The sequence below is a fragment of the Marivita sp. genome, assembly GCF_048006345.1.
GTDB lineage: Bacteria > Pseudomonadota > Alphaproteobacteria > Rhodobacterales > Rhodobacteraceae > Marivita.
This window is the reverse complement of the sequence record NZ_CP180351.1, coordinates 1,539,723-1,560,900: the sequence shown is the minus strand read 5'-3', so window position 1 is coordinate 1,560,900 and position 21,178 is coordinate 1,539,723. Positions and strand designations below refer to the sequence as shown.

The window sequence follows — 21,178 nt, the reverse complement described above, 5'->3', positions numbered from 1 at the left end:
GCGAGGGCGACATGGCGGTAGGCGTATTTGACAGCGGTTTGGGTGGGCTGACGGTTCTGGACGCGGTGTCCAAGCGGCTGCCCGACGTGCCGTTTGTCTATCTTGGTGACAACAAGCATGCGCCCTACGGTGTGCGCGATGCCGATGATGTCTACACTCTCACCTGCGCGGCGACGGAACGGCTGTGGGATGCGGGCTGCGATCTGGTGATTCTGGCCTGCAACACGGCTTCGGCGGCAGCGCTCCGGCGGATGCAGGAAAGCTGGGTACCGCGTGACAAACGCGTCTTGGGTGTGTTTGTGCCGCTGATCGAGGCTTTGACCGAGCGGCAATGGGGCGACAACTCCCCGCCGCGCGAAGTGGCGGTGCAGCATGTGGCGCTGTTTGCGACCCCGGCCACGGTACGCAGCCGAGCGTTTCAACGCGAACTGGCCTTCCGCGCCATTGGCGTGGACGTGGAGGCGCAAGCCTGCGGCGGTCTTGTGGATGCCATCGAAGACGGGGACATGATTTTGGCCGAAGCGCTGGTGCGGTCCCACGTGGATGCGCTCAAGCGCAAGATGCCGACCCCGCAGGCGGCCATTCTGGGCTGCACGCATTATCCGCTGATGCAGGAGATCTTTCAGGATGCTTTGGGTCCTGAGGTTGCCGTCTACAGTCAGGCAAACCTCGTGGCCGAGTCACTGGCCGATTATCTTGTCCGCCATCCAGACATGAAGGGTCCGGGCACAGAATCGATGTTCCTGACCACGGGCGATGCGAAGCGTGTGTCGGATCACGCCACGCAATTCCTGCGACGACGGATCGACTTCAAGGCCGCCTGAGCCTCACGAGATCCTTTTTCAAGAATTTTCGTCACTGGGAGTGACCACATGACCTGTAAAATCGCCATCATTGGTGCAAGCGGCTATACCGGAGCGGAGTTGCTGCGCCTCATCGCCACCCATCCCGACATGGAGATCGCCGCCTTGGCCGCGAATTCCAAGGCGGGGCAGACCATCGCGCAGGTATTTCCGTTCCTGCGCCACCTGAAGCTGCCGCAGCTTGTGACTTGGGAAGAGATTGATTTCTCTGAAATCGACCTCTGCTTTTGCGCGCTTCCGCACAAGACCAGCCAGGAAGTGATCGCGAAACTGCCGACGGACCTCAAGATCGTGGATCTGTCCGCGGATTTCCGGCTGCGGGATCCAGCGGAGTACCAGAAATGGTATGGCAATCCGCATGCGGCCGTCGAAATGCAGAAAGAGGCGGTTTACGGCCTGACCGAATTCTACCGCGACGCCATTCGCGAGGCACGGCTGGTTGCAGGCACCGGGTGCAATGCGGCGACGGGGCAATACATCCTGCGGCCGCTGATTTCCGACCGGGTGATCGGGCTGAAGGACATCATCCTCGACCTGAAATGTGCGGTCTCCGGCGCGGGCCGGTCTTTGAAAGAGAACCTGCTGCATGCCGAGTTGTCGGAGGGATACAATGCCTATTCCGTCGGAGGCACGCATCGGCATCTGGGCGAATTCGATCAGGAATTCAGCGCCTTGGCGGGCGAAGAGGTGCGCGTGCAGTTCACTCCGCATCTGATCCCGGCGAACCGGGGCATTCTTGCCACCTGCTATGTCAGCGGTGACGCGCAGGTGATCCATGCCTCGCTTAGCAAAGCCTATGCAGACGAACCCTTCATCGAAGTGCTGCCATTCGGAGAGACACCCTCGACCCATCACGTGCGCGGATCGAACTTCTGCCACATCGGGGTGACAGGGGATCGGATCGCGGGCCGTGCGATCATCGTGACGGCGCTCGACAATCTGACCAAAGGGTCATCCGGGCAGGCGTTGCAGAATGCGAACCTGATGCTGGGTCTGGAAGAGACCGCGGGTCTAATGCTTGCGCCGTGTTTCCCTTGAGCCGGTGTGCCCAGAAATTTCTGGGTCGGCTCCAGAGTCTTCGTTCGAAGACTCTGTGACGTTGACGGCTTAAGATCACGTGAAGCCGGAAAAATGATCGGTCGGACCTGCGGCAAATTGGTTTGCCGCAGTTTGCGAACGAAGTTTGCGTGTATATATTGAGGCAGGTTCGGTCGGGAGGACGTCATGGCCCTGAAATCGCTGAAAAAGCAACGCCGGATCCAGGTGATCGCGCTGGCGACGGTTGCCTTGATCCTATCGACGGCGCTGATCGGCTATGGCATGCGGGACGGGATCAACTTTTTCCGCTCTCCCAGCCAGGTGATCGCAGAGCCGCCCGCGCCCAACGAAGTGTTCCGCATCGGCGGTCTGGTCGAGGAAGGCTCCATCGTGCGGGGGCAGGGATCGACCGTATCCTTCAGCGTGACCGATGGCGGTGCGACAGTGCCGGTGGTCTATTCGGGTGTGCTGCCGGATCTCTTCTCCGAGAACGAAGGCATGGTCGGCACGGGGCGATACATCAACGGCGTGTTTGAAGCCTCTGAAATCCTTGCCAAACACGACGAGGAATACATGCCTGCCGAAGTGGTGGACGCGCTGAAAGAGCAAGGCATCTACAAGGACCCGAACGCAGGCAGTTGAACGCGCGCCTGATCTTCTTCTCTTTCCAAATACGCAAAAAAGCCGGGCGCGCAGCGCCCGGCCTGTCGGATTTTCCGAAGGAAAATTCGAAATGATTACCCGCGCAGGATCGACCGCCCTGCGTATTCTGCGGTCTCTGCCAGCATTTCCTCGATACGGATCAACTGGTTGTACTTGGCCAACCGGTCGGACCGTGCGAGCGAACCGGTCTTGATCTGACCGCAATTCGTAGCCACCGCGAGATCGGCAATCGTCGCATCTTCGGTCTCGCCCGAGCGGTGGCTCATCACGTTTGTGTAGCGCGCGCGGTGGGCCATATCGACCGCCTTGAGCGTTTCTGTCAGCGTGCCGATCTGGTTGACCTTGACCAGCATGGAGTTTGCACAGCCGCGCGCGATGCCGTCGGCCAGACGGGCCGGGTTGGTGACGAACAGGTCGTCGCCCACAAGCTGCACCTTGTCGCCCAGCACCTCGGTCAGCATCGCCCAGCCGTCCCAGTCGTCTTCGGACATGCCATCTTCGATGGACAGGATCGGGTAGTCGTTCACCAGCGCTTGCAGATAGGCCACGTTCTCGTCCGAGGTGAGGGTCTTGCCTTCGCCCGCATAAACGTAATTGCCGTCCTTGTAATACTCGGTCGCGGCGCAATCGAGGGCGAGCATGATGTCATCGCCCGGCGTGTAGCCCGCTTTTTCGATGGATTTCAGAATGAAATCAAGCGCCTCGCGGGTGGAGCCCAATTCGGGTGCAAAACCGCCTTCGTCGCCCAGACCAGTGGAAAGGCCCTTTGCCGACAGTTCTTTCTTCAGCGTGTGGAACACTTCAGACCCCATGCGCACTGCGTCGCGGATGTTTTCCGCAGCCACTGGCATGATCATGAATTCCTGGATGTCGATCGGGTTGTCGGCATGTTCGCCGCCATTGATGATGTTCATCATCGGGACCGGCAGCAGACGCGCCGAGGTGCCGCCGACATAGCGGAAAAGCGGCTGCGCGGTGAAATCGGCGGCGGCTTTCGCCACGGCAAGGCTGACACCCAAGATGGCGTTGGCCCCAAGGCGGCCCTTGTTGTCGGTGCCGTCCAGTTCGATCATCGTCATGTCGATGCCGACCTGTTCGGTGGCGTCGAGTCCGACAATCTCATCCGCGATCTCGCCATTCACGGCGGCCACGGCTTCGAGAACGCCTTTGCCCATGTAGCGGCTCTTGTCGCCATCGCGCTTTTCGACGGCCTCATACGCTCCGGTGGACGCACCCGAGGGCACAGCGGCGCGGCCGATGGTGCCGTCTTCCAATGTGACGTCGACTTCGACGGTCGGGTTGCCCCGGCTGTCAAGGATTTCACGGGCGTGGATGTCGATGATGGTGCTCATTGCGCTTGGTCCTGATGAAGCTGCATTTACGCGGCGGTATAGCAGGGACGGACGCAAAGTAAACTATGCATGATAGCGCTAACGGGCGGCCTGCCGCTTTAGCGTGTCTTGTTCGAGCGCCAGTTTGCGTTCGCGGTAAAGCGCATAGAGACCGGCGGCGAGGATGATCGCCGCACCTGTCAGGGTCATCGTGTCAGGACGTTCCCCGAAAATCAGGATGCCGAGGCTCATGGTGAAGATCAGCCGCGTGTAGCGGAAGGGGGATACGATGGCGGCGGGTGCCATCCGCATCGCTTGTGTCACCGCGTAATAACCCAGCGCCGTCACCACGATTCCCGCGCCCATGTGCCACGCGGTGATGGCGCTCATCTGGGTGGGCGCGTCAGAGATCAGGATCAGGCCAAGGCCAATGGGGATGGTTGCCGAAAACCCCCAAGTGGCCAGCGAAATGGACGGGATGTGAGACGGCGATAGCCTGGTGATGAGATCACGCAGACCCAGCCCACAGACGCCCATCACCGCGAAAAGTGCTGCGGGTTCAAAGCCTTCGGCACCGGGGCGGATCACCAGAAGCATACCGATGATGCCCGCAAAGATCGCCAGCCAGCGGCGTAGGCCAACGGGTTCCTTGAGGAAGATTGCGGCACCAAGCGTCACGACCAGCGGTGCCATCTGCATGATGGCGGCAAAAAGCGACAAAGGGATCTGTCCGATGGACAGAACGAGACCCAGCCCGCCGACGATCTCAAGCCCGCTACGGGCCAGCACCCACGGGTGCAGCGCATCGCGGCTGAGCAGTTTCGCGCCCTGCCATTTCGCGATGAGGATGAAGCACAAGGTTCCGCCAAGGCTGAGAAAGAACATCACGTGGCCGGGGGAAAGAACCTGTGACGACAGTTTGATGAATACATCGCTGAGCGCCAAAAGCGCCATCGCAAGGATCATCAGGAGGATGGCGCGAACGGTTTGCATGCTGTGCAGCTACGCCTCTTTTTCAGCAGAGGCCAGTGCCGCGACGCGTGTCGGTTATTTCTTGATCGGTACGCCGTAGAGTTCGAGCTTGTGGCCTTTCAGCGTGTAACCCAGCTTGGCCGCGATCTTTTCCTGAAGCGCCTCGATCTCGGGGTCGACGAATTCGATGACCTTGCCGGTGTGTAGATCGATCAGATGATCGTGGTGATCGCGTTCGGCGTCTTCGTAGCGCGCGCGGCCATCACCGAAATCAACCTTCTCAAGGATGCCCGCCTCTTCAAACAATTTTACTGTCCGGTAAACCGTTGCGATCGAGATGTTCGGGTCCCGCCCCGAGGCGCGGGCGTAGAGCTCTTCGACATCCGGGTGGTCGGTCGCATCCTCAAGCACCTGTGCGATGGTGCGCCGTTGTTCTGTCAGGCGCAGGCCCTGCGCTTCGCAGCGGGAAAGGATGGTTTCGGACATCGCCGGGCCTCTTGTCTTGGTGCGCGCTGGTTTACCGAACTGCGCCGGGCAATGCCAGAATGCGCAAACGACTTTTTCACGCTCTGCGGCGGAGGTGCCAGAGATAGGTGGCGAGTGTGGCAACGACAATAGTCCCGCCGGTGAGCATCGTCGCGGTTGGGGCTTCGTCGATCACCATCCAGACCCAGAGCGGGCCCAGAACAGTCTCGAGCAAGAGCACTAGACTTACGTTTACAGAGGCAGTGTGCCGGGACGCTTCGGACATGAGGTAGAACGAGGCAGGAAGCACGATAAAGCTTGCGATGGCGATGGCCCATGTCGTGCCGGATGTCATCTCTTGCGGAGATGTGAGGGCGAAGGCGGTCAGCCCGGCCAGCATCGATCCGGTCCCCACAGCAGGCAGAAGCGGCATGTCGGGGTTGTGGCGCAGCAGCGTGAAGCTGAGCGCCAGGCTCAGCGCCACGCCAAGGCCACACGCCACGCCGATCAAAGCAGTTGCGGTGAAGGCGATGTCGCTTTTGCCGGACATGGCAATCACGATGCCCACACTGACCACGGCGATGGTGATCCATGTCGCGGTGCCCGTGGGTTGGCCGTAGAGCACGCGGGACAGGATGGCGGCCCATATCGGCACTGTCGCCACCGCGATCAGGACCAGCGCCACCGGGGCCAGCGAAATGGCGGGGGCGAAGAGCGAGGCATTGGCCCATTGTGCGAGCACCAATGCCACCCCAACGCCAGAGGCCAGCCTTGGGAACAGGCGCACCTGGCCGGTGAGTGTTGCTGCGGTCAGAAAAAGCGTTCCCATCGCCAGCCCGCGCCATGCGACCAGCGGGGCGGCCTCAAGGCCGGACAGACGGATCAGGAGCGCGTCCGGTGTCAGGATCAGGACACCGAGACAGGCCAGCAGAATGCCTTTCATAGAGGTGTGTCAGGTTCAGCTATAGAGCGGCTGAACCCCCATCTGCATATGCAGCGCGTTGACTGTCGGCTGGTCCAGATCCATCGCGCGGGCGAGCGCGTCAAGGTATTCGGCTTCGGGCTGGGTATCGAGCCGGATCGCCATCAGCGAGGCGGAATAGACCTGAGCGCGAAGCGCAGCAGGGGTGTCGGCCGCGAGGGCATCCACATCGACCGGAGCTGCCAGCTGGTCCTGTACGAAGGCGATGTCTTCGGCATCGGCATCGTCGCCCACAGTGTCGAAAATCTTGGCGCGTTCGGCCTCGTCAATGCCGCCGTCACATTTTGCTGCCTGGATCATCGCGCGCAGCATCAGGGCGGCGGTTTCCTCGGCCTGTGGGGCTGCCGCACCCGATTTGGCGAACTGGTCCAGCATGCCACCCATGTTCTTGCCGCCCAGCGCGGCCATGCCACCGGCTGCGGCCAAAAGGCCGGCCAGACCGGCCCCGCCACCACCAGCGCCAAGCTGTGACAGCAGACCACCTTTGTCGCCTGCGTCTGCGCCAGCAGCCCCGCCGCCCATCATCGACGACAGGTCAAGCCCGCCGGATTGCATCTTTTCCATGATCCCGGCGAGCGGATTCGATCCACCTGCACCGCCCATCATCTGGCCCAATTGCGACTGAATCTGCGCCAGAGGGTTGTCGCCCGGCACTTGAGCGCCGCCCATCAGCCCGCCAAAGCCCTTGCCTCCGGACAGATGATCCACGCCACGCGCTGCGGCATATCCGATGGCCACTTTGGCCAGTGTTCCCATGAGACTCATACTTCTTACTCCCGGCGATCAGGTTGTTTTTGCTGTGCACAGGATGCCCAATTCGCGGGCGGGATGTAGAAAAACCTTTGCGCTGTGCGGATTTGACTGCGCCCGCTTGCAGCGTTTTCCGCTTGACCCTTCGGGCCTGCGGGTGTCCCTGACGCAGATGGACCGTAAAGATGCAATTGATCTGACAGGGGCCGCAAGCCTTGTTGTGTTCGCCACTGTGCTGGCGTTCAACCAAGTGGTGATCAAAGTCACCAATGGCGGGTTTGGTCCCGTCTTTGCCGCAGGGTTGCGATCAGGACTGGCCTTGCTGGTTCTGGGAGTGTGGCTTTTGGTTCTGGGCCGACGGCTTGAAGGGGTGCGGCGCACGCTCTGGCCCGGCCTTTTGCTGGGCGGCCTGTTCACCATCGAGTTCATCTTCCTTTTCATTGCCCTTGACCTGACGACCGTGTCGCGCGTGTCGATCCTGTTCTATTCGATGCCGATCTGGTTGGCGCTGATTGCACATTTTGTGCTTCCGGGGGAAACTCTGTCCTGGCGACGCTTGCTTGGATTGCTCCTGGCGATGACCGGGGTGATCTGGGCACTTTTCGATCCGCAATCGCGCGAAGCCGGGAGCCTTTTGGGGGACGTACTGGCCTTATCGGCAGCGTTCGCATGGGCGGGCATTGCCCTGACGGTGCGGCTCACGCGGGTGTCGGAACTGCCCGCAGAAAGCCAGTTGTTCTGGCAGCTCTCAGTTTCGGCTGTGGGCTTGCTGGCGGCGGCACCGCTTTTCGGGGAATTTTTGCGGGCACCGACGGGGGTGCATGTGGCAGGTCTGTTGTTCCAGGTGATCTTCGTTGCCAGCCTCGGTTACCTGTTCTGGCTGCGGCTGATGGCAGTCTATCCGGCGTCCGACATTGCAGCGTTTAGTTTCCTGTCACCGGTTCTGGCGGTGGGCATGGGTTGGCTGTTGCTGGACGAGCCGGTGGGGCCGGGGTTCCTTGGCGCGATGGCGCTTGTTGCTGTCGGGATTGTCCTGATCAATCGGCGGCGCAAACGCCCCGCTCAGGTGCCACAGAACGTCGCCTGAACCACTTCTTCGGGGGCAGGTGGGCTGCGCAGATCGTCGAAATCGGGATTGGCACCATAGGGAGTTGCGTAAGCCGCCATCAGGCGCGCGAAGGGAGCATCGTCGCCGCCCACGGCTGCGGTGATCATGGCTTCGATCTGGTGGTTGCGCGGAATCAGAACCGGGTTGGCAGCGCTCATCCGGCCCTTTGGATCGTCTTCGCTGGCGATGCGGCTTTGCCAAGCCTCGGACCAGTGATCGAACCCGGTCGGATCTGCAAACTGATCGCGCGCGGTGCCGTCCACCAGCCCCCGGAAGGTGTTGGTAAAATCGGCTTCGGCTGTCTGCATCAGCGTCAACAGGTCCCCGATCAACGCGGCATCCTCTGGCGTCGGGTCGGCGATGCCGATCTTTGCCCCGAACCGCTGCAGCCATTCCGCGCGGATCATCTCGGGCATTGTGTGGATCTGCGTCGTGAAGGCTTCGACCGATGCTTCGGGATCAGGCATCAGCGACAACAGCGCGGTTGCAAGCTGGGCCATGTTCCACACGATGATGTCCGCCTGCGCGGCATAGCTGTAGCGCCCGTAGCGGTCGATGGAGGAATAGACGGTTTCCGGATGGTAGCTGTCCATGAAGGCGCAGGGACCATAGTCGATGGTTTCGCCGGAAATGCTGCAATTGTCGGTGTTCATCACGCCGTGAATAAAGCCGAGGCTCATCCAGTGGGCGACCAAAGCCGCCTGCCGGCGCATGACCGCATCAAGGAAAGAGGCAGGATCAGTGGCCTCGGGATAGTGCCGAGCCACTGCATACTCAAAGAGGGTTTGCAGCGCCTGGGTCTCGCCACGGGCGGCGAAGACCTGGAATGTGCCGACGCGCAAGTGGCTTTGCGCGACGCGGGTCAGAACGGCGCCGGGCAGGGGGCGTTCGCGCACCACAACATCGCCAGTGCGAACAGCAGCTAGTGCGCGAGTCGTCGGCACACCAAGCGCGTGCATCGCCTCGCTTACCACGTATTCGCGCAGCACCGGACCCAGCCATGCGCGCCCGTCGCCCATGCGGGAAAATGGCGTCCGGCCCGAGCCTTTGAGCTGGATGTCGCGGCGGATGCCGTCGGTGCCGATGGTTTCGCCCAGCAGGATCGCACGGCCGTCGCCGAGCTGCGGATTGTACTGGCCGAACTGATGACCGGCATAAAGCTGCGCCAAGGGCGACGCGCCATCTGGGATCGCGTTGCCTGCAAAGAGCGCCGCGAGGTTCGGATCGTCCAGCCCGTCGATGCCAAGATCGCGGGCCAGCGGTTCATTGATGGCGATCAGCGAAGGCGCTTTGACCGGCTCGGGTTTGACCCGCGCATAAAACGTGTCGGGCAGGGCGGCGTAACTGTTGTCGAAGGGAATGTGCAGGGTCATGGTGCGGATATAAGCGCTTGTGGTCTGTCTCACCAGCCCCGGCGCGTTAGAGCTCGCGAGACATGTAGGCGTAGCCTTCGCGTGTCTCGAACTTGCAGCGTTGGTAGAACCGTTTGAGTGTCTCGTTGCCCTGATCCGCTTCGAGGTGAAGCGCCTTTATGCCACCGTCTTTGAGCGCCTTGGACAGACCATTAAGCGCGTCTGATCCCATGCCGCGTTTGCGCACGGCGCTTCGGACAAAGATTTCATCGACGATGGCGTCCATGCCGCCATATTCGACCGACCAGCCGAAGGAAACCACGACATAGCCGACCGGAGCACGGCGCGGGCCGATCAGCCAGATCGCGCCGTGGGGACTGCCTTCGAGCAAAGGAACAATTGCGTTGTGCTGGTGTTCGGGCGACGTGTTGAAGCCTTGGTGTTCATGAAACGCCGCAACCAGCGGCAGCAACCGTGGCAGGTCCTCGGGAGAGGCGAGGTGCAAGGATTTCATAGCCGTCCCAGACGTTCGGTGAGCAGGGCGAAAAAGCCGTCCGCGTCGATGTCGCCCATGAACGTGGCGTTGGGTGCGCGGTCGGTGACACCCCACCAATCCGCGACGGTCATTCCCAAAGTCAGATCGGAGCCGGATTCGATTTCGACATTGATGTGTCGTCCGGTGAAGAGGTCCGGCTTGATAAGGTAGGCGGTGACACAAGGGTCATGCAAAGGCGCACCGGCGCTGCCGTATTTTTCCTTGTCGAAGCGTTCGAAGAAATCGGTCATCTCGGCCACGGCGATCCCCACGGGCGTACCAATCGCTCGGAAGGCATTGTTGCGCTCTGCAGTCACCAGCGCCTTGTGGGTCACGTCGAGCGGCATCACGGTTATTGGTGCGCCGCAGGCAAAGACCTTTTTGGCGGCTTCTGGGTCGACATAGATGTTGAACTCGGCGGCGGGTGTGATGTTGCCCACTTCGAAATAAGCGCCACCCATAAGCACGATTTCCTGTATGCGCTCGGCAATATCAGGTGCCCGCTTCAACGCGGTCGCGATGTTGGTCAACGGCCCCAATGGACAGAGCGTGACACTGCCTTCTTCCTCGGCCCGCAGGGTTTCGATGATGAAATCTACCGCGTGCTGGTCCTGCAAGGGCATGGTTGGGTCGGGCAGGGTTGGGCCGTCCAGCCCGGTCTTGCCGTGCACATGCTCTGCCGTGACAAGCTTGCGCGCGATGGGCGCATCGCATCCCGCAAAGACAAGGGTTTCAGGCTTGCCCGCCAGTTCGCAGACGATGCGGGCATTTTTCTGTGTCAGAGGCAGGGGCACGTTCCCGGCCACGGCGGTGATCCCCAGAACCTCCAGATCGTCGGGAGAGGCGAGGGCCAGCAGGATCGCAACTGCGTCGTCCTGGCCGGGGTCTGTGTCGATGATGATTTTACGGGGGGACATCCGGGACTCCTTGCTTGTCGCGGTGGTGACATGCAGGGGGGCCGGGATCAAGCGTGTTGATGGGCACGAGCGGCGCTTTGCCCGTTCTTTCGGCAACCTGATTGCAGCGTGTTCTATGGGTGTTAGACTGGACGCAATTATTGCGAAATCAGTTTACATCCGAGCAGTTAGCGCTAACAAGGCGCTGAGCGAAGCAGAATCGGAAGGATCGCGCCATGGTGTCCCGCGTTATTCCCGTCGACCCGTTTGACCTTGTGATCTTTGGCGGAACCGGAGATTTGGCGCGACGCAAGATCTTGCCAGGTCTTTTCCGCCGTTTCTGTGCGGGGCAAATGCCCGAAGGATCACAGATCATTGGCGCAGCGCGATCAGAGATGGACGATGCCGAATATCGCCGGATGGTCTCGGACGCCGTGGCTGAATTCGGCGGCGGACGGACGTGCGAAGCTGGGACCTTGGATGCGTTTCTTGATACCGTGTCCTACGTCACCACCGACGCCAAGGGAGATGGGGGTTGGGTCGAACTGAACGGCAAAATGCGCGCCGATACGGTGCGCGCGTTCTACTTTTCGGTTGCGCCATCGCTGTTTGGGGACCTCGCCGAACGCTTGCACAGGTTCGGGCTTGCGACACCTGAAAGTCGGATCGTGGTGGAAAAGCCGTTTGGTCATGACCTTGAGTCTGCCCGAACGCTGAATGCCACGTTGGCGCAGCATTTCCACGAAACGCAGATTTACCGCATCGATCATTATCTTGGTAAGGAGACGGTGCAAAACCTCATGGCGGTCCGGTTCGGCAACATGCTGTTTGAGCCGCTGTGGAACGCGCAATACGTCGATCACATCCAGATCACCGTGGCCGAAACTGTGGGCGTCGGAGGGCGCGGCGGCTATTACGACAAGTCCGGCGCGATGCGGGACATGGTGCAGAACCACCTCATGCAGTTGCTGTGCCTCATTGCGATGGAGCCGCCGGCTAAATTCGAACCTGACGCTGTGCGGGACGAAAAGCTCAAGGTGATCCGCGCGCTTGAGCCGGTTGATTGGCATCACATCGTGCGCGGGCAATATGGCGCGGATGAAAACGGTCCCAGCTACCGCGAAGATGTGGAAGACCCCAAGTCGCGCACCGAGAGCTTTATCGCCATGAAGTGCCACATCTCCAACTGGCGTTGGGCGGGGACCCCGTTTTACCTGCGCACCGGCAAACGCCTGAAGGCCCGCGCGTCAGAGATTGCTGTTGTGTTCAAGGACGCGCCCCATTCGATTTTCGGTGCGGATGCCGGGCGGCACCGCAACGTGCTGGCGATCCGGTTGCAGCCGAACGAGGGCATGACGCTGGACGTGACCATCAAGGAACCGGGGCCGGGCGGCATGCGTCTGGTCGATGTGCCTCTGGACATGAGTTTTGCCGACGCCCTGGGGCCGGATGCCGAAGAAGTGCCGGATGCCTATGAACGTCTGATCATGGATGTGATCCGGGGTAACCAGACGCTCTTCATGCGCGGCGATGAGGTCGAGGCGGCATGGGCCTGGACCGATCCCTTGATCGCAGGCTGGCAAGCGCGCAATGATGTGCCCAAGACATACGACCCCGGAAGCTCTGGTCCCGAAGATGCGCTGATGTTGATGCACCGGGACGGACGCAAATGGCGCGAGGTGAAGGCATGAGCTACGAGTTTCAGACCTATCCCGACCGCGAAATGCTGGCGATGGATCTGGCCAACAAACTGGCCGGTGATCTGCGCAGCATCTTGACCCATGAGGACCGGGTTGTCTTGGCGGTGCCGGGAGGAACATCACCCGGGCCCGTGTTCGACGATCTCTGCGCAGCTGATCTCGATTGGAGCCGTGTCGACGTGATGCTCACCGATGAACGCTGGGTGCCCGAGGACAGTGATCGGTCGAACACCCGGCTGCTGCGTGAGCGGCTTTTGGTGGACCGGGCGGCGGCGGCGCGATTGCTGCCGCTTTATATCCCGGCGCATGAACCCGAAGAGGTCTTGGCCGAATTGGAAACCCAGATCGCGGACGAACTGCCGCTTGCGGTGGTGTTGCTGGGCATGGGAACCGATATGCACACCGCGTCGATCTTTCCGGGTGCCGACCAGCTGGACAAGGCGCTGGACCCTCACGCGCCGATCCTCGTTGCAATGCGGGCACCGGGTGCTCCTGAACCGCGCATCACGCTCAGCGCGCGGGTTCTGAACGAGGCAATGCGAAAGCATGTGCTGATCTTCGGACAGGACAAGCGCGATGCGCTTGAGGCCGCGCGGGGCAAGCTGCCCGAAGATGCGCCGATCAACGCCGTTCTCGACGGCGCAACAGTTCATTGGGCGGAGTGAGAGCGATGTGGGATGATCTGAAAGCTGCTGCCGAAGCAGGCCGGGACCGCTCCATTCTGGGCTTGTTCGAGGCGGATGCCGACCGCGCGGGGTCGTTCAGTGTCACGGCGCTGGACCTGCTTTTCGACTACTCCAAGACGCAGATCGACGCGGGCACCCGCGATATTCTGATCGCTTTGGCGCAGGCAGCGGATGTCGAGGCGCGTCGCGATGCGATGTTCGCAGGTTCCAAGATCAACGAAACAGAAGGCCGGGCTGTTCTGCACACGGCGCTGCGCAATCTAGATGGCGACCCGGTGATGGTCGATGGGCAGGATGTGATGCCCGAAGTTCTGGACACGCTGGCGCGGATGGAAACGGTGGCGAATGACGTGCGCGCGTCGGATTTCACGGATGTGGTGAATATCGGCATCGGCGGTTCCGACCTTGGCCCTGCCATGGCCTATCTTGCGCTGTCGCCCTATTGCGACGGGCCGCGTTGCCATTTTGTGTCGAACGTTGATGCTGCTGACATCGCCGACACGCTGCGTGGCTGTGACCCGGAAAAGACGCTGTTCATTGTCGCGTCCAAGACATTCACAACCATTGAGACCATGACCAACGCCCGCACCGCGCGGGCCTGGCTGCAGGATCACGGTGTTTCGACCGATGGCCGCTTCATTGCTCTCTCGTCCAATGCTGTGGCCGCAAGCGAATGGGGCATCCCGTCTGAACGCGTTTTGGGGTTCGAGGATTGGGTCGGCGGGCGTTATTCCATGTGGGGGCCGATTGGCCTGTCGCTGATGATCGCGATCGGCCCGGACGGCTTCCGAGCCTTCCTGCGCGGTGGGCAGTCGATGGACCGCCACTTCCGCGTCGCCGCCTTGCACGAGAACATGCCGGTTTTTCTGGCTTTGGTCGGCATCTGGCACAATCAGGGTCTGGGCCATGCCACCCGCGCGGTGCTGCCCTATGACAATCGCCTGTCGCGGCTGCCTGCCTATCTGCAACAGCTTGAGATGGAATCGAACGGCAAATCGGTGGCGATGGACGGCACAGCTTTGCCCGTCAATTCCGGCCCTGTCGTCTGGGGGGAACCGGGCACCAACGGACAGCATGCGTTCTACCAGTTGATCCACCAGGGCACGCGGGTCATACCTTGCGAATTCATGGTGGCTGCAGAAGGGCACGAAGCCGACCTGCGGCACCATCACGAATTGCTGATCGCCAATTGTCTGGCCCAATCCGAAGCGCTGATGCGCGGGCGGTCTCTGGACGAGGCGCGCGCAATCATGGCCAAGAAAGGTCTCAGTGGGGATGAGCTGGAACGACAGGCACGGCACCGCGTGTTTCCGGGCAACCGCCCGTCCACGACGTTGATGATGCCGAAGCTGACCCCCGAGGTTCTGGGCCAGATCATCGCGCTTTACGAACACCGGGTGTTCGTCGAAGGGGTGATCCTTGGGATCAACTCGTTCGATCAATGGGGCGTGGAATTGGGCAAGGAACTGGCGACATCGCTGGGGCCATTGGTCAGCGGTGATGCTCCGGCAGATAGCAAGGACGGCAGCACCCAAGCCCTGCTTGGATATGTGAAACGCTATTCCTGAGGTCGGCAAGACGTTTCGAAACGTCTTGATACACGGTTTCGAAACCGCGTTGGCAAGCGCGTTCGAATGCGCCTGATCAAGACGCGTCGACGCGTCTTTCCACCCCGTCCACCGCGTGGAACCGCTCGCGCACAGCTTCTGGGATTGGCATGCGCCCACTGCCATCCGGCTGCAATAGCACGATCACGCAGGTAAAGGTTGCGCGAACCGACCCGCCGGACCAGATCTCCTGCCTTAGCGTAAAGCTGGTGGTGCGGTAGTCCACGGTCCGTGTCACAACAACGTAGTCTTCGTCCGCCCGCATTTCCTGAAGCCAGTCGATCTCACCCCGGCGGATGACGATGCGCGGTTCAACTTCTGCGGCGTCGTAGGTCGATAAGCCAACATGCTTGAAATAGGTGACCCGCGCGCCTTCGAACCAGATCAGATAGGCCACGTTGTTGACATGGTTGAGCGGATCAAGTTCGGCAAAGCGCACGCGGTCGGCCAAAGCCAGCGGCCACGGCTCCGACAGACCAAAGGTACGTTGCTGGTCAGGGTTAAGCGGGGTGAGGAACGGAATGTCGATCATGGCAGCGCTCTGTCAACCCGCGCGCGGAATGTCAAACCCCGGCGGCGCGAGGGTGAATCCGTCGAACTGAAACGCGGGGCTGACCGTGCATCCCACCAAGGTCCAATCGCCAGTGCTGCGCGCTGCCTGCCAATGGTGTGGCGGGACAATGATCTGCGGCGACTGCCCTTGGAACAGGTCGGGACCAAGCACATGATCCTTTGCTGGGCCGGAATCGGTCTCTGACAGCGACAGGATCAGTGGCGCACCGGCGTAGTGATGCCAGATCTCGGTGGCGTCGACGGTATGCCAATGGCTGCGTTCGCCAGCTCCGAGCAGGAAATAGATGCAGGTGCCAGATGGTCGTCCATCCTCCTCTCCGATCCAGGTTTGGCGGTAATGACCACCTTCCGGATGCGGCAAAAGGGCAAGGCGCTTGATGATGTCCTGTGCCGATTTTCCATTCAGATCAATCTGTTCCACGCGTGCTCTCCCGCGGCGTTCGCTGTCTTGTGACTTGGTTAACCTCACCTTCGCAATCTTTGCCGCCAGGAGCAATCGGGGGCAGATGGTGGACCAAAGAACGCAGAACGTGAGGGCCATCGCACAGGAGATTGTGTCCCGCGAGGGCGGTTATGTGAATGATCCCGATGATCCCGGCGGGGTCACGAAACACGGTGTGACAATTCATACGATGCGCCGTCTTGGGCTTGACCTGACAGGGGACGGGCACGTGACGCAAGCCGATGTACAGCGCCTGACCCAAGAGCAGGCCGTCGAGATCTTCATCGACCATTACTTCGCGCGTCCCCGCATTGCCGACCTGCCGCAACCGCTTCAGGCGACGGTGTTCGACATGTATGTCAATGCCGGTGCCAATGCGGTGAAAATCCTGCAACGCCTGTTGGGAAAGATGGGCTACGCGGTCGCCGTCGATGGTGTCATCGGCCCCAAGACGATCGCCGCGACCGCGCGCGCGCATGCCAGCGCTCCGGACCATATTGTCGATGCCTACGGGATCGAACGACGCAATTACTATTTCGATCTGGCCGACCGCCGGCCCGCCAGCCGCAAATACGCGCGCAGCCGGGCAGGCGGGAAGGGTGGCTGGATCACGCGGGCGGAGGCCTTCATTGACGCCCGCTATCATCTGACACCAGCCGCGTTTCAGCAAAGGATCTCTGCATGGGATTGATCGAACATGTGTTTTCGCTGGTCTTCGGATCCGGCCGCAACGTGGTGCGGGACACGGTCGAAGTGTTTCGCCCGAACGCGGAAGCACAAGCGCAGCGCGACGAAGACCGATATGGTGCGTCGCTCGGCCAGTTTGCGGCCGAGTTCTATGCGCCGCAGCGTGGCTGGTTTGACCGTCTGATGGATGCGCTGAACCGTGTGCCGCGTCCGGCCATGGCATTGGGCACCTTGGGCTTGTTCGTGTCGGCGATGGTGGACCCGGAGTGGTTTTCCGCCCGCATGGTGGGGTTGGCACTGGTGCCGGAACCGCTTTGGTGGCTCTTAGGGGCGATTGTCAGTTTCTATTTCGGTGCACGGCATCAGGCGAAAGGTCAGGAGTTCCAGCGCGCGCTGGTCCAACACATGGCGCGGCCCGGACCGGATCAGCGGTCACAGACGGACATGGTACTCCCGACGCAAGAGCCACAACCAGACGGCAATGCAGCGCTTGAGGAGTGGGTGCAACAGCGCCGCTAAAGGCTTCGGACGCGTCGACGCGTCCGGGTCTTCCGTCGACGGAAGACCCGCGACAATGTGAACCGAGCAAACCGACGAAACGCATTGGCCGTAACCAGTGCTGCGCCTATACTCCACCACATGGTTACAGAACTCGGTCATTTCGCCCTCATCCTCGCGTTCCTTGTCGCGATTGTGCAATCCATTGTGCCTCTGGTGGGGGCGCATAAACGCTGGCCCGGCTGGATGGCTGTCGCCGAACCGGCGGCAACGGTGCAATTCCTGCTGACGGCCTTTGCCTTTGCGGCTTTGACCTATGCCTTCGTGACCTCGGACTTCTCGCTGCGGCTTGTCTGGCTCAACAGCCATTCGGCCAAACCGATGCTCTATAAAATCAGCGGTGTCTGGGGGAACCACGAAGGCTCCATGCTGCTTTGGGTGCTGATTCTGACGCTCTTTGGCGCGATGGCCGCGTGGTTCGGCAAAGGCTTGCCTCCGACCCTGCGCGCCCGTGTTCTAGCGGTGCAATCCGCTGTTGCCGTTGCATTTTTTGCCTTCATCATCTTCACCTCCAACCCGTTCCTGCGCCTGGTCGTGCCGCCCTTTGACGGGCAGGACCTCAACCCGCTGCTGCAGGACCCGGGGCTCGCCTTCCACCCGCCGTTCCTCTACCTCGGCTATGTGGGCCTGAGCATCTGCTTCAGCTTTGCCGTCGCCGCCCTGATCGAAGGCCGTGTCGATGCGGCCTGGGGCCGTTGGGTGCGCCCGTGGACGCTGGCCGCGTGGGTCTTCCTGACCATCGGCATCGCGCTTGGGTCGTGGTGGGCCTATTACGAGCTTGGTTGGGGTGGGTTCTGGTTCTGGGACCCGGTCGAAAACGCGTCGTTCATGCCGTGGTTGCTGGCCGCAGCGCTTCTGCACTCTGCCATCGTGGTGGAAAAGCGTGAGGCGCTCAAAAGCTGGACCATCCTGCTGGCGATTCTTGCCTTCGGTTTCTCGCTGATCGGCACCTTCATTGTCCGCTCGGGACTGCTGACATCGGTTCATGCCTTCGCAAATGATCCCGAACGCGGTGTGTTCATCCTGATGATCATGGTGTTCTTCACGGGAGGCGCGCTCACGCTCTATGCATTCCGAGCAACAGCGATGGAGGCGAAGGGCGTCTTTGGCGTGGCCAGCCGTGAAAGCGCGTTGGTCGCGAACAATGTGATCCTTGCGGTCAGCTGTTTCGTCGTTTTCGTGGGCACCATGTGGCCTGTCGTGGCCGAGATGTTCTTTGACACCAAGCTCAGCGTGGGCGCGCCGTTCTTCAACATGGCGTTCACCCCGTTCATGGTGGTGCTCGGCCTGCTCTTGCCGCTGGGGTCGATGCTCAGCTGGAAACGCGCCAAGGTGGACCGGGCGGTGAAGCAGCTTGTGCCGGCGTTCATCCTTGGTGTGCTTCTGCTGGGCCTCTTCTGGACCATGCAGACCGGCACCAGCCTGCTTGGCCCCGTTGGCGTCTTTTTGGCCGCGTGGGTGATCTCGGGCGCTGTTGTGGACCTGATCAACCGTACCGGCCAGACCCGTGACCTGTCTCGTTTGCTGCGCTTGCCGCGGTCGGATTGGGGCAAGGCCACGGCGCATATCGGCTTTGGCATCACCATGGTTGGCATCGCTGGTCTGATGGCGTGGCAGGAAGAGGACATTCGTGTCGCGCAGATTGGCGAACCATTCCAGGTTGGCGATTTCGAACTTGAACTCACCGCGGTCAACCAGGTGCGCGGACCGAACTATTTCTCCACCATGGGGGATGTGATCGTGCGCCGCGATGGCGAACAGATCGCTTTTCTCAACCCGGAAAAGCGCAATTATCCCGTGGCGCAGATGCCGACGACAGAGGCGGCCATCGACTACCGCTTCCTGCGCGACATCTACGTCGTGATCGGCGATCCGCAGGACGACGGAGGCTGGGTCATGCGGACCTATATCAAGCCGCTGGCGAACTGGATCTGGGCGGGTGCGTTGCTCATGGCTCTGGGCGGAGTTCTGTCACTCACCGACCGTCGCTACCGTGTGGCGGCGGGAGCCCAGCGTCAGGCGACACCGCAGGGGGTTCCGGCGGAATGACCGGTCTTGCGAACCTGCTGCGGCTTCTGGCGGTGATCCTGTGCCTTGCGGTGACGATGCCCATCGCGTCACCGGCATTCGCGGTACAACCTGACGAAGTGCTGGAGGACCCGGTGCTAGAAAACCGTGCCCGCGAGCTGTCCAAAGGACTGCGCTGCGTGGTGTGCCAGAACGAAAGCATTGACGAATCCCATGCCGACCTCGCGCGGGAACTGCGCCTTGTCGTGCGAGAACGTCTGGTGGCGGGGGACAGCGATCAGCAGGTTCTCGACTACCTTGTCGCCCGATACGGCGAATTCGTACTGCTGAAACCTCGCACAGATGGCTGGAACATCATCCTGTGGCTGTCCGGTCCTGCCCTGTTCCTGCTCGCCCTTGGGGTTGGTGTGGCCTATGTCCGAGGTCGCTCGACTGCGGCAGCCCCCACCGAAGCCGGGCTCTCTGAGGACGAAGCGGCGCGGCTCAAGGAAATTCTCAAGGATTCGTGACGCCGCGTTGGGCTTTGCCAAACCGGGTGGTTCCGTGTTTGATGCCACCAGCATCATCAGGAGTGCCCGGCGCATGAATTACGAGACCATCACCTTTGACATCACCGACGACATTGCCACGGTCACCTTGAATCGTCCCGAGGTGATGAATGCCCTCAACACCCAGATGCGGGCCGAAATTACAGACGCCGTGCTTGAAGGGGGTAAGTCTGCGCGGGTCGTCGTTTTGACCGGCGCGGGGAAATCCTTTTGCTCGGGGCAGGACCTTGGCGACCGCGCCAACGCGGCCAATCTCGATCTGGAACGCACCCTGCGCGACGAATACGTGCCGATGCTGCGCGCGATCTACGACTGCCCTGTGCCGACGATCAGTGCTGTGAACGGCGCTGCTGCCGGGGCAGGGGCCAACCTCGCGCTGGCCGCGGATGTGGTGATCGCAACCGAATCCGCGTTCTTCCTGCAGGCGTTTACCCGCATCGGCCTGATCCCGGACGCGGGCGGCACCTATTACCTGCCACGCCAGATGGGTCTGGCCAAGGCGATGGGCGCGGCGCTGTTCGCAGACAAGATCACTGCGCGTCAGGCAGATGATTGGGGCATGATCTACGAGGCCGTGTCAGATGCGCGATTTGCTGATCACTGGAAATCCCGCGCGCTGCACCTCGCCAAGGGGCCAACCGCCGCCTACCAGCGGGTCAAGCAATCCATCCGTGCGTCGTTTGACAACGATCTTGAAGAGCAGCTTGCGCTTGAGGCCAAACTCCAAGGTCAGTGCGGCCAGACCCGTGACTTCAAAGAGGGCGTTGTGGCGTTCCTTGAAAAGCGACCGGCGCAATATGAAGGGCGGTAAATCGACTCGGATCAGGCCGAACCATTGGGTTCGGCCTACGCTGCCCGAAACTCCGGCTTCAACGTGAAATAGACACTGTCCGACCAGACGCCGTCGACACAGAAGGTGTTTTTTGCCTCGCCGGTTTTCACGAAACCGGCAGACAGCAGCGTCGCGACCGAAGCCGCGTTCATCGGGTCCGCGTCCGCCGTCAATTGCGGATAACGCAGGTCTTCAAAGAAATAAGGGATCAGCGCCCCAAGCGCCTCGGACATCAGCCCTTGCTGCCAATGGTCCGACCGCAGCAGGAACCCCACCTCGTCACCCATATGCACGCCAGCGCAGCCTATTGCATGGCCACCGCACTCGATGACGAAATAGGTCACCACCGGTTCGGACGACGCGATCAGACGCTCAAGATTGCGGCGCGTGATCGCGATGTCGTCATGCGGCGGGGTGGACCAGTAGCGCATTACCTGTGGGTCGCTGTAGACCGCGTGCAGGTCGTCCAGATCCGCGATCCGGGCTTTCCGCAACACCAGCCGTTTGGTCACCAAATGGGTCATATGAAAAAGGCCGCCCGAAGGCGGCCTTTCCTGTAGAA

23 protein-coding genes are annotated in these 21,178 nt (G+C 61.2%); 12 read left to right on the top strand and 11 right to left on the bottom strand.

Translation table 11 applies throughout. The features are described from left to right. Positions 1-11: 11 nt before the first annotated feature. The 3 genes from ACMVPR_RS07725 (at position 12) to ccmE (ending at position 2,543) form a co-directional block, all read left to right on the top strand. Positions 12-824: a glutamate racemase gene (locus ACMVPR_RS07725; RefSeq protein ID WP_300580872.1), complete on the top strand. Its 813-nt coding sequence runs from the start codon at positions 12-14 to the stop codon at positions 822-824. Between the two features lie 48 nt (positions 825-872). Beyond that, positions 873-1,901 carry an N-acetyl-gamma-glutamyl-phosphate reductase gene (gene argC / locus ACMVPR_RS07720; protein ID WP_416882359.1) on the top strand — a complete coding sequence of 343 codons (1,029 nt, stop codon included), beginning with the start codon at positions 873-875 and terminating at the stop codon, positions 1,899-1,901. A 186-nt stretch (positions 1,902-2,087) separates the two neighbouring features. Beyond that, entirely contained in the window at positions 2,088-2,543 is a 456-nt protein-coding gene (gene ccmE / locus ACMVPR_RS07715) for a cytochrome c maturation protein CcmE (protein ID WP_300580867.1), read from the top strand. A gap of 95 nt (positions 2,544-2,638) precedes the next feature. Here the strand turns inward: ccmE and eno are convergent, their stop codons facing one another. The 5 genes from eno to ACMVPR_RS07690 all read right to left on the bottom strand — a co-directional run bounded on the left by eno (position 2,639) and on the right by ACMVPR_RS07690 (position 7,079). Continuing rightward, on the bottom strand, positions 2,639-3,916 hold the full coding sequence (eno, locus tag ACMVPR_RS07710) for a phosphopyruvate hydratase (protein ID WP_292268373.1): 1,278 nt from the start codon (positions 3,914-3,916) through the stop codon (positions 2,639-2,641). A gap of 78 nt (positions 3,917-3,994) precedes the next feature. Then, positions 3,995-4,888 (bottom strand): DMT family transporter, encoded by an 894-nt coding sequence (locus ACMVPR_RS07705; protein ID WP_416882358.1) that lies wholly within the window; start codon positions 4,886-4,888, stop codon positions 3,995-3,997. Between the two features lie 54 nt (positions 4,889-4,942). After that, complete coding sequence (locus tag ACMVPR_RS07700; RefSeq protein WP_292268370.1) at positions 4,943-5,353, bottom strand: Fur family transcriptional regulator; 411 nt, start codon at positions 5,351-5,353, stop codon at positions 4,943-4,945. Positions 5,354-5,429: 76 nt separating this feature from the next. Continuing rightward, complete coding sequence (locus ACMVPR_RS07695; protein ID WP_416882357.1) at positions 5,430-6,275, bottom strand: DMT family transporter; 846 nt, start codon at positions 6,273-6,275, stop codon at positions 5,430-5,432. Positions 6,276-6,290: 15 nt separating this feature from the next. Then, on the bottom strand, positions 6,291-7,079 hold the full coding sequence (locus ACMVPR_RS07690) for a DUF533 domain-containing protein (RefSeq protein ID WP_416882356.1): 789 nt from the start codon (positions 7,077-7,079) through the stop codon (positions 6,291-6,293). A gap of 157 nt (positions 7,080-7,236) precedes the next feature. Between ACMVPR_RS07690 and ACMVPR_RS07685 the strand changes: the two genes are divergently transcribed. Beyond that, entirely contained in the window at positions 7,237-8,151 is a 915-nt protein-coding gene (locus tag ACMVPR_RS07685) for a DMT family transporter (protein ID WP_416882355.1), read from the top strand. Here ACMVPR_RS07685 and ACMVPR_RS07680 read toward each other — a convergent pair. The 3 genes from ACMVPR_RS07680 to ACMVPR_RS07670 are packed head-to-tail and all read right to left on the bottom strand — an operon-like array spanning position 8,127 to position 10,976. Beyond that, the gene (locus ACMVPR_RS07680) at positions 8,127-9,545 is read right to left on the bottom strand and encodes a protein adenylyltransferase SelO (RefSeq protein ID WP_416884633.1); all 1,419 of its coding nucleotides are present in this window, start codon (positions 9,543-9,545) and stop codon (positions 8,127-8,129) included. The genes ACMVPR_RS07685 and ACMVPR_RS07680 overlap by 25 nt on opposite strands. A 46-nt stretch (positions 9,546-9,591) precedes the next feature. Further along, positions 9,592-10,038, bottom strand: a complete 447-nt coding sequence (locus tag ACMVPR_RS07675; RefSeq protein ID WP_416882354.1) for a GNAT family N-acetyltransferase — start codon at positions 10,036-10,038, stop codon at positions 9,592-9,594. Beyond that, complete coding sequence (locus ACMVPR_RS07670) at positions 10,035-10,976, bottom strand: nucleoside hydrolase (RefSeq protein ID WP_416882353.1); 942 nt, start codon at positions 10,974-10,976, stop codon at positions 10,035-10,037. Before ACMVPR_RS07670 ends, ACMVPR_RS07675 begins: the two co-directional genes overlap by 4 nt. 215 nt (positions 10,977-11,191) lie before the next feature. Between ACMVPR_RS07670 and zwf the strand changes: the two genes are divergently transcribed. Genes zwf through pgi form a run of 3 tightly spaced genes read left to right on the top strand, consistent with a single transcriptional unit; the run spans position 11,192 to position 14,909 of the window. Then, on the top strand, positions 11,192-12,646 hold the full coding sequence (gene zwf / locus ACMVPR_RS07665) for a glucose-6-phosphate dehydrogenase (RefSeq protein ID WP_416882352.1): 1,455 nt from the start codon (positions 11,192-11,194) through the stop codon (positions 12,644-12,646). Further along, the gene (gene pgl, locus ACMVPR_RS07660; RefSeq protein ID WP_416882351.1) at positions 12,643-13,320 is read left to right on the top strand and encodes a 6-phosphogluconolactonase; all 678 of its coding nucleotides are present in this window, start codon (positions 12,643-12,645) and stop codon (positions 13,318-13,320) included. The genes zwf and pgl overlap by 4 nt, the downstream gene beginning before the upstream one ends. Positions 13,321-13,325: 5 nt before the next feature. Continuing rightward, on the top strand, positions 13,326-14,909 hold the full coding sequence (pgi, locus tag ACMVPR_RS07655; RefSeq protein WP_416882350.1) for a glucose-6-phosphate isomerase: 1,584 nt from the start codon (positions 13,326-13,328) through the stop codon (positions 14,907-14,909). Between the two features lie 76 nt (positions 14,910-14,985). Here pgi and ACMVPR_RS07650 read toward each other — a convergent pair whose 3' ends face one another. Both ACMVPR_RS07650 and ACMVPR_RS07645 read right to left on the bottom strand, forming a co-directional pair. Then, positions 14,986-15,480, bottom strand: a complete 495-nt coding sequence (locus ACMVPR_RS07650; protein WP_416882349.1) for an acyl-CoA thioesterase — start codon at positions 15,478-15,480, stop codon at positions 14,986-14,988. A 12-nt stretch (positions 15,481-15,492) separates the two neighbouring features. Next, on the bottom strand, positions 15,493-15,942 hold the full coding sequence (locus ACMVPR_RS07645) for a cupin domain-containing protein (protein ID WP_416882348.1): 450 nt from the start codon (positions 15,940-15,942) through the stop codon (positions 15,493-15,495). Between the two features lie 85 nt (positions 15,943-16,027). Here ACMVPR_RS07645 and ACMVPR_RS07640 point away from each other — a divergent pair, with 85 nt between their 5' ends. From ACMVPR_RS07640 to ACMVPR_RS07620, 5 genes are all read left to right on the top strand, one after another. Further along, entirely contained in the window at positions 16,028-16,654 is a 627-nt protein-coding gene (locus ACMVPR_RS07640; RefSeq protein WP_416882347.1) for a holin-associated N-acetylmuramidase, read from the top strand. Further along, the gene (locus tag ACMVPR_RS07635) at positions 16,645-17,169 is read left to right on the top strand and encodes a holin family protein (RefSeq protein ID WP_416882346.1); all 525 of its coding nucleotides are present in this window, start codon (positions 16,645-16,647) and stop codon (positions 17,167-17,169) included. The genes ACMVPR_RS07640 and ACMVPR_RS07635 overlap by 10 nt, the downstream gene beginning before the upstream one ends. A gap of 120 nt (positions 17,170-17,289) precedes the next feature. Next, positions 17,290-19,257 (top strand): heme lyase CcmF/NrfE family subunit, encoded by a 1,968-nt coding sequence (locus ACMVPR_RS07630; protein WP_300580826.1) that lies wholly within the window; start codon positions 17,290-17,292, stop codon positions 19,255-19,257. Next, positions 19,254-19,745 carry a cytochrome c-type biogenesis protein CcmH gene (locus ACMVPR_RS07625; RefSeq protein WP_416882345.1) on the top strand — a complete coding sequence of 164 codons (492 nt, stop codon included), beginning with the start codon at positions 19,254-19,256 and terminating at the stop codon, positions 19,743-19,745. Before ACMVPR_RS07630 ends, ACMVPR_RS07625 begins: the two co-directional genes overlap by 4 nt. A 73-nt stretch (positions 19,746-19,818) precedes the next feature. Then, on the top strand, positions 19,819-20,595 hold the full coding sequence (locus ACMVPR_RS07620; protein WP_300580822.1) for an enoyl-CoA hydratase-related protein: 777 nt from the start codon (positions 19,819-19,821) through the stop codon (positions 20,593-20,595). Positions 20,596-20,630: 35 nt separating this feature from the next. Here ACMVPR_RS07620 and ACMVPR_RS07615 read toward each other — a convergent pair whose 3' ends face one another. Next, on the bottom strand, positions 20,631-21,140 hold the full coding sequence (locus ACMVPR_RS07615; protein ID WP_416882344.1) for a GNAT family N-acetyltransferase: 510 nt from the start codon (positions 21,138-21,140) through the stop codon (positions 20,631-20,633). Positions 21,141-21,178: the final 38 nt, after the last annotated feature.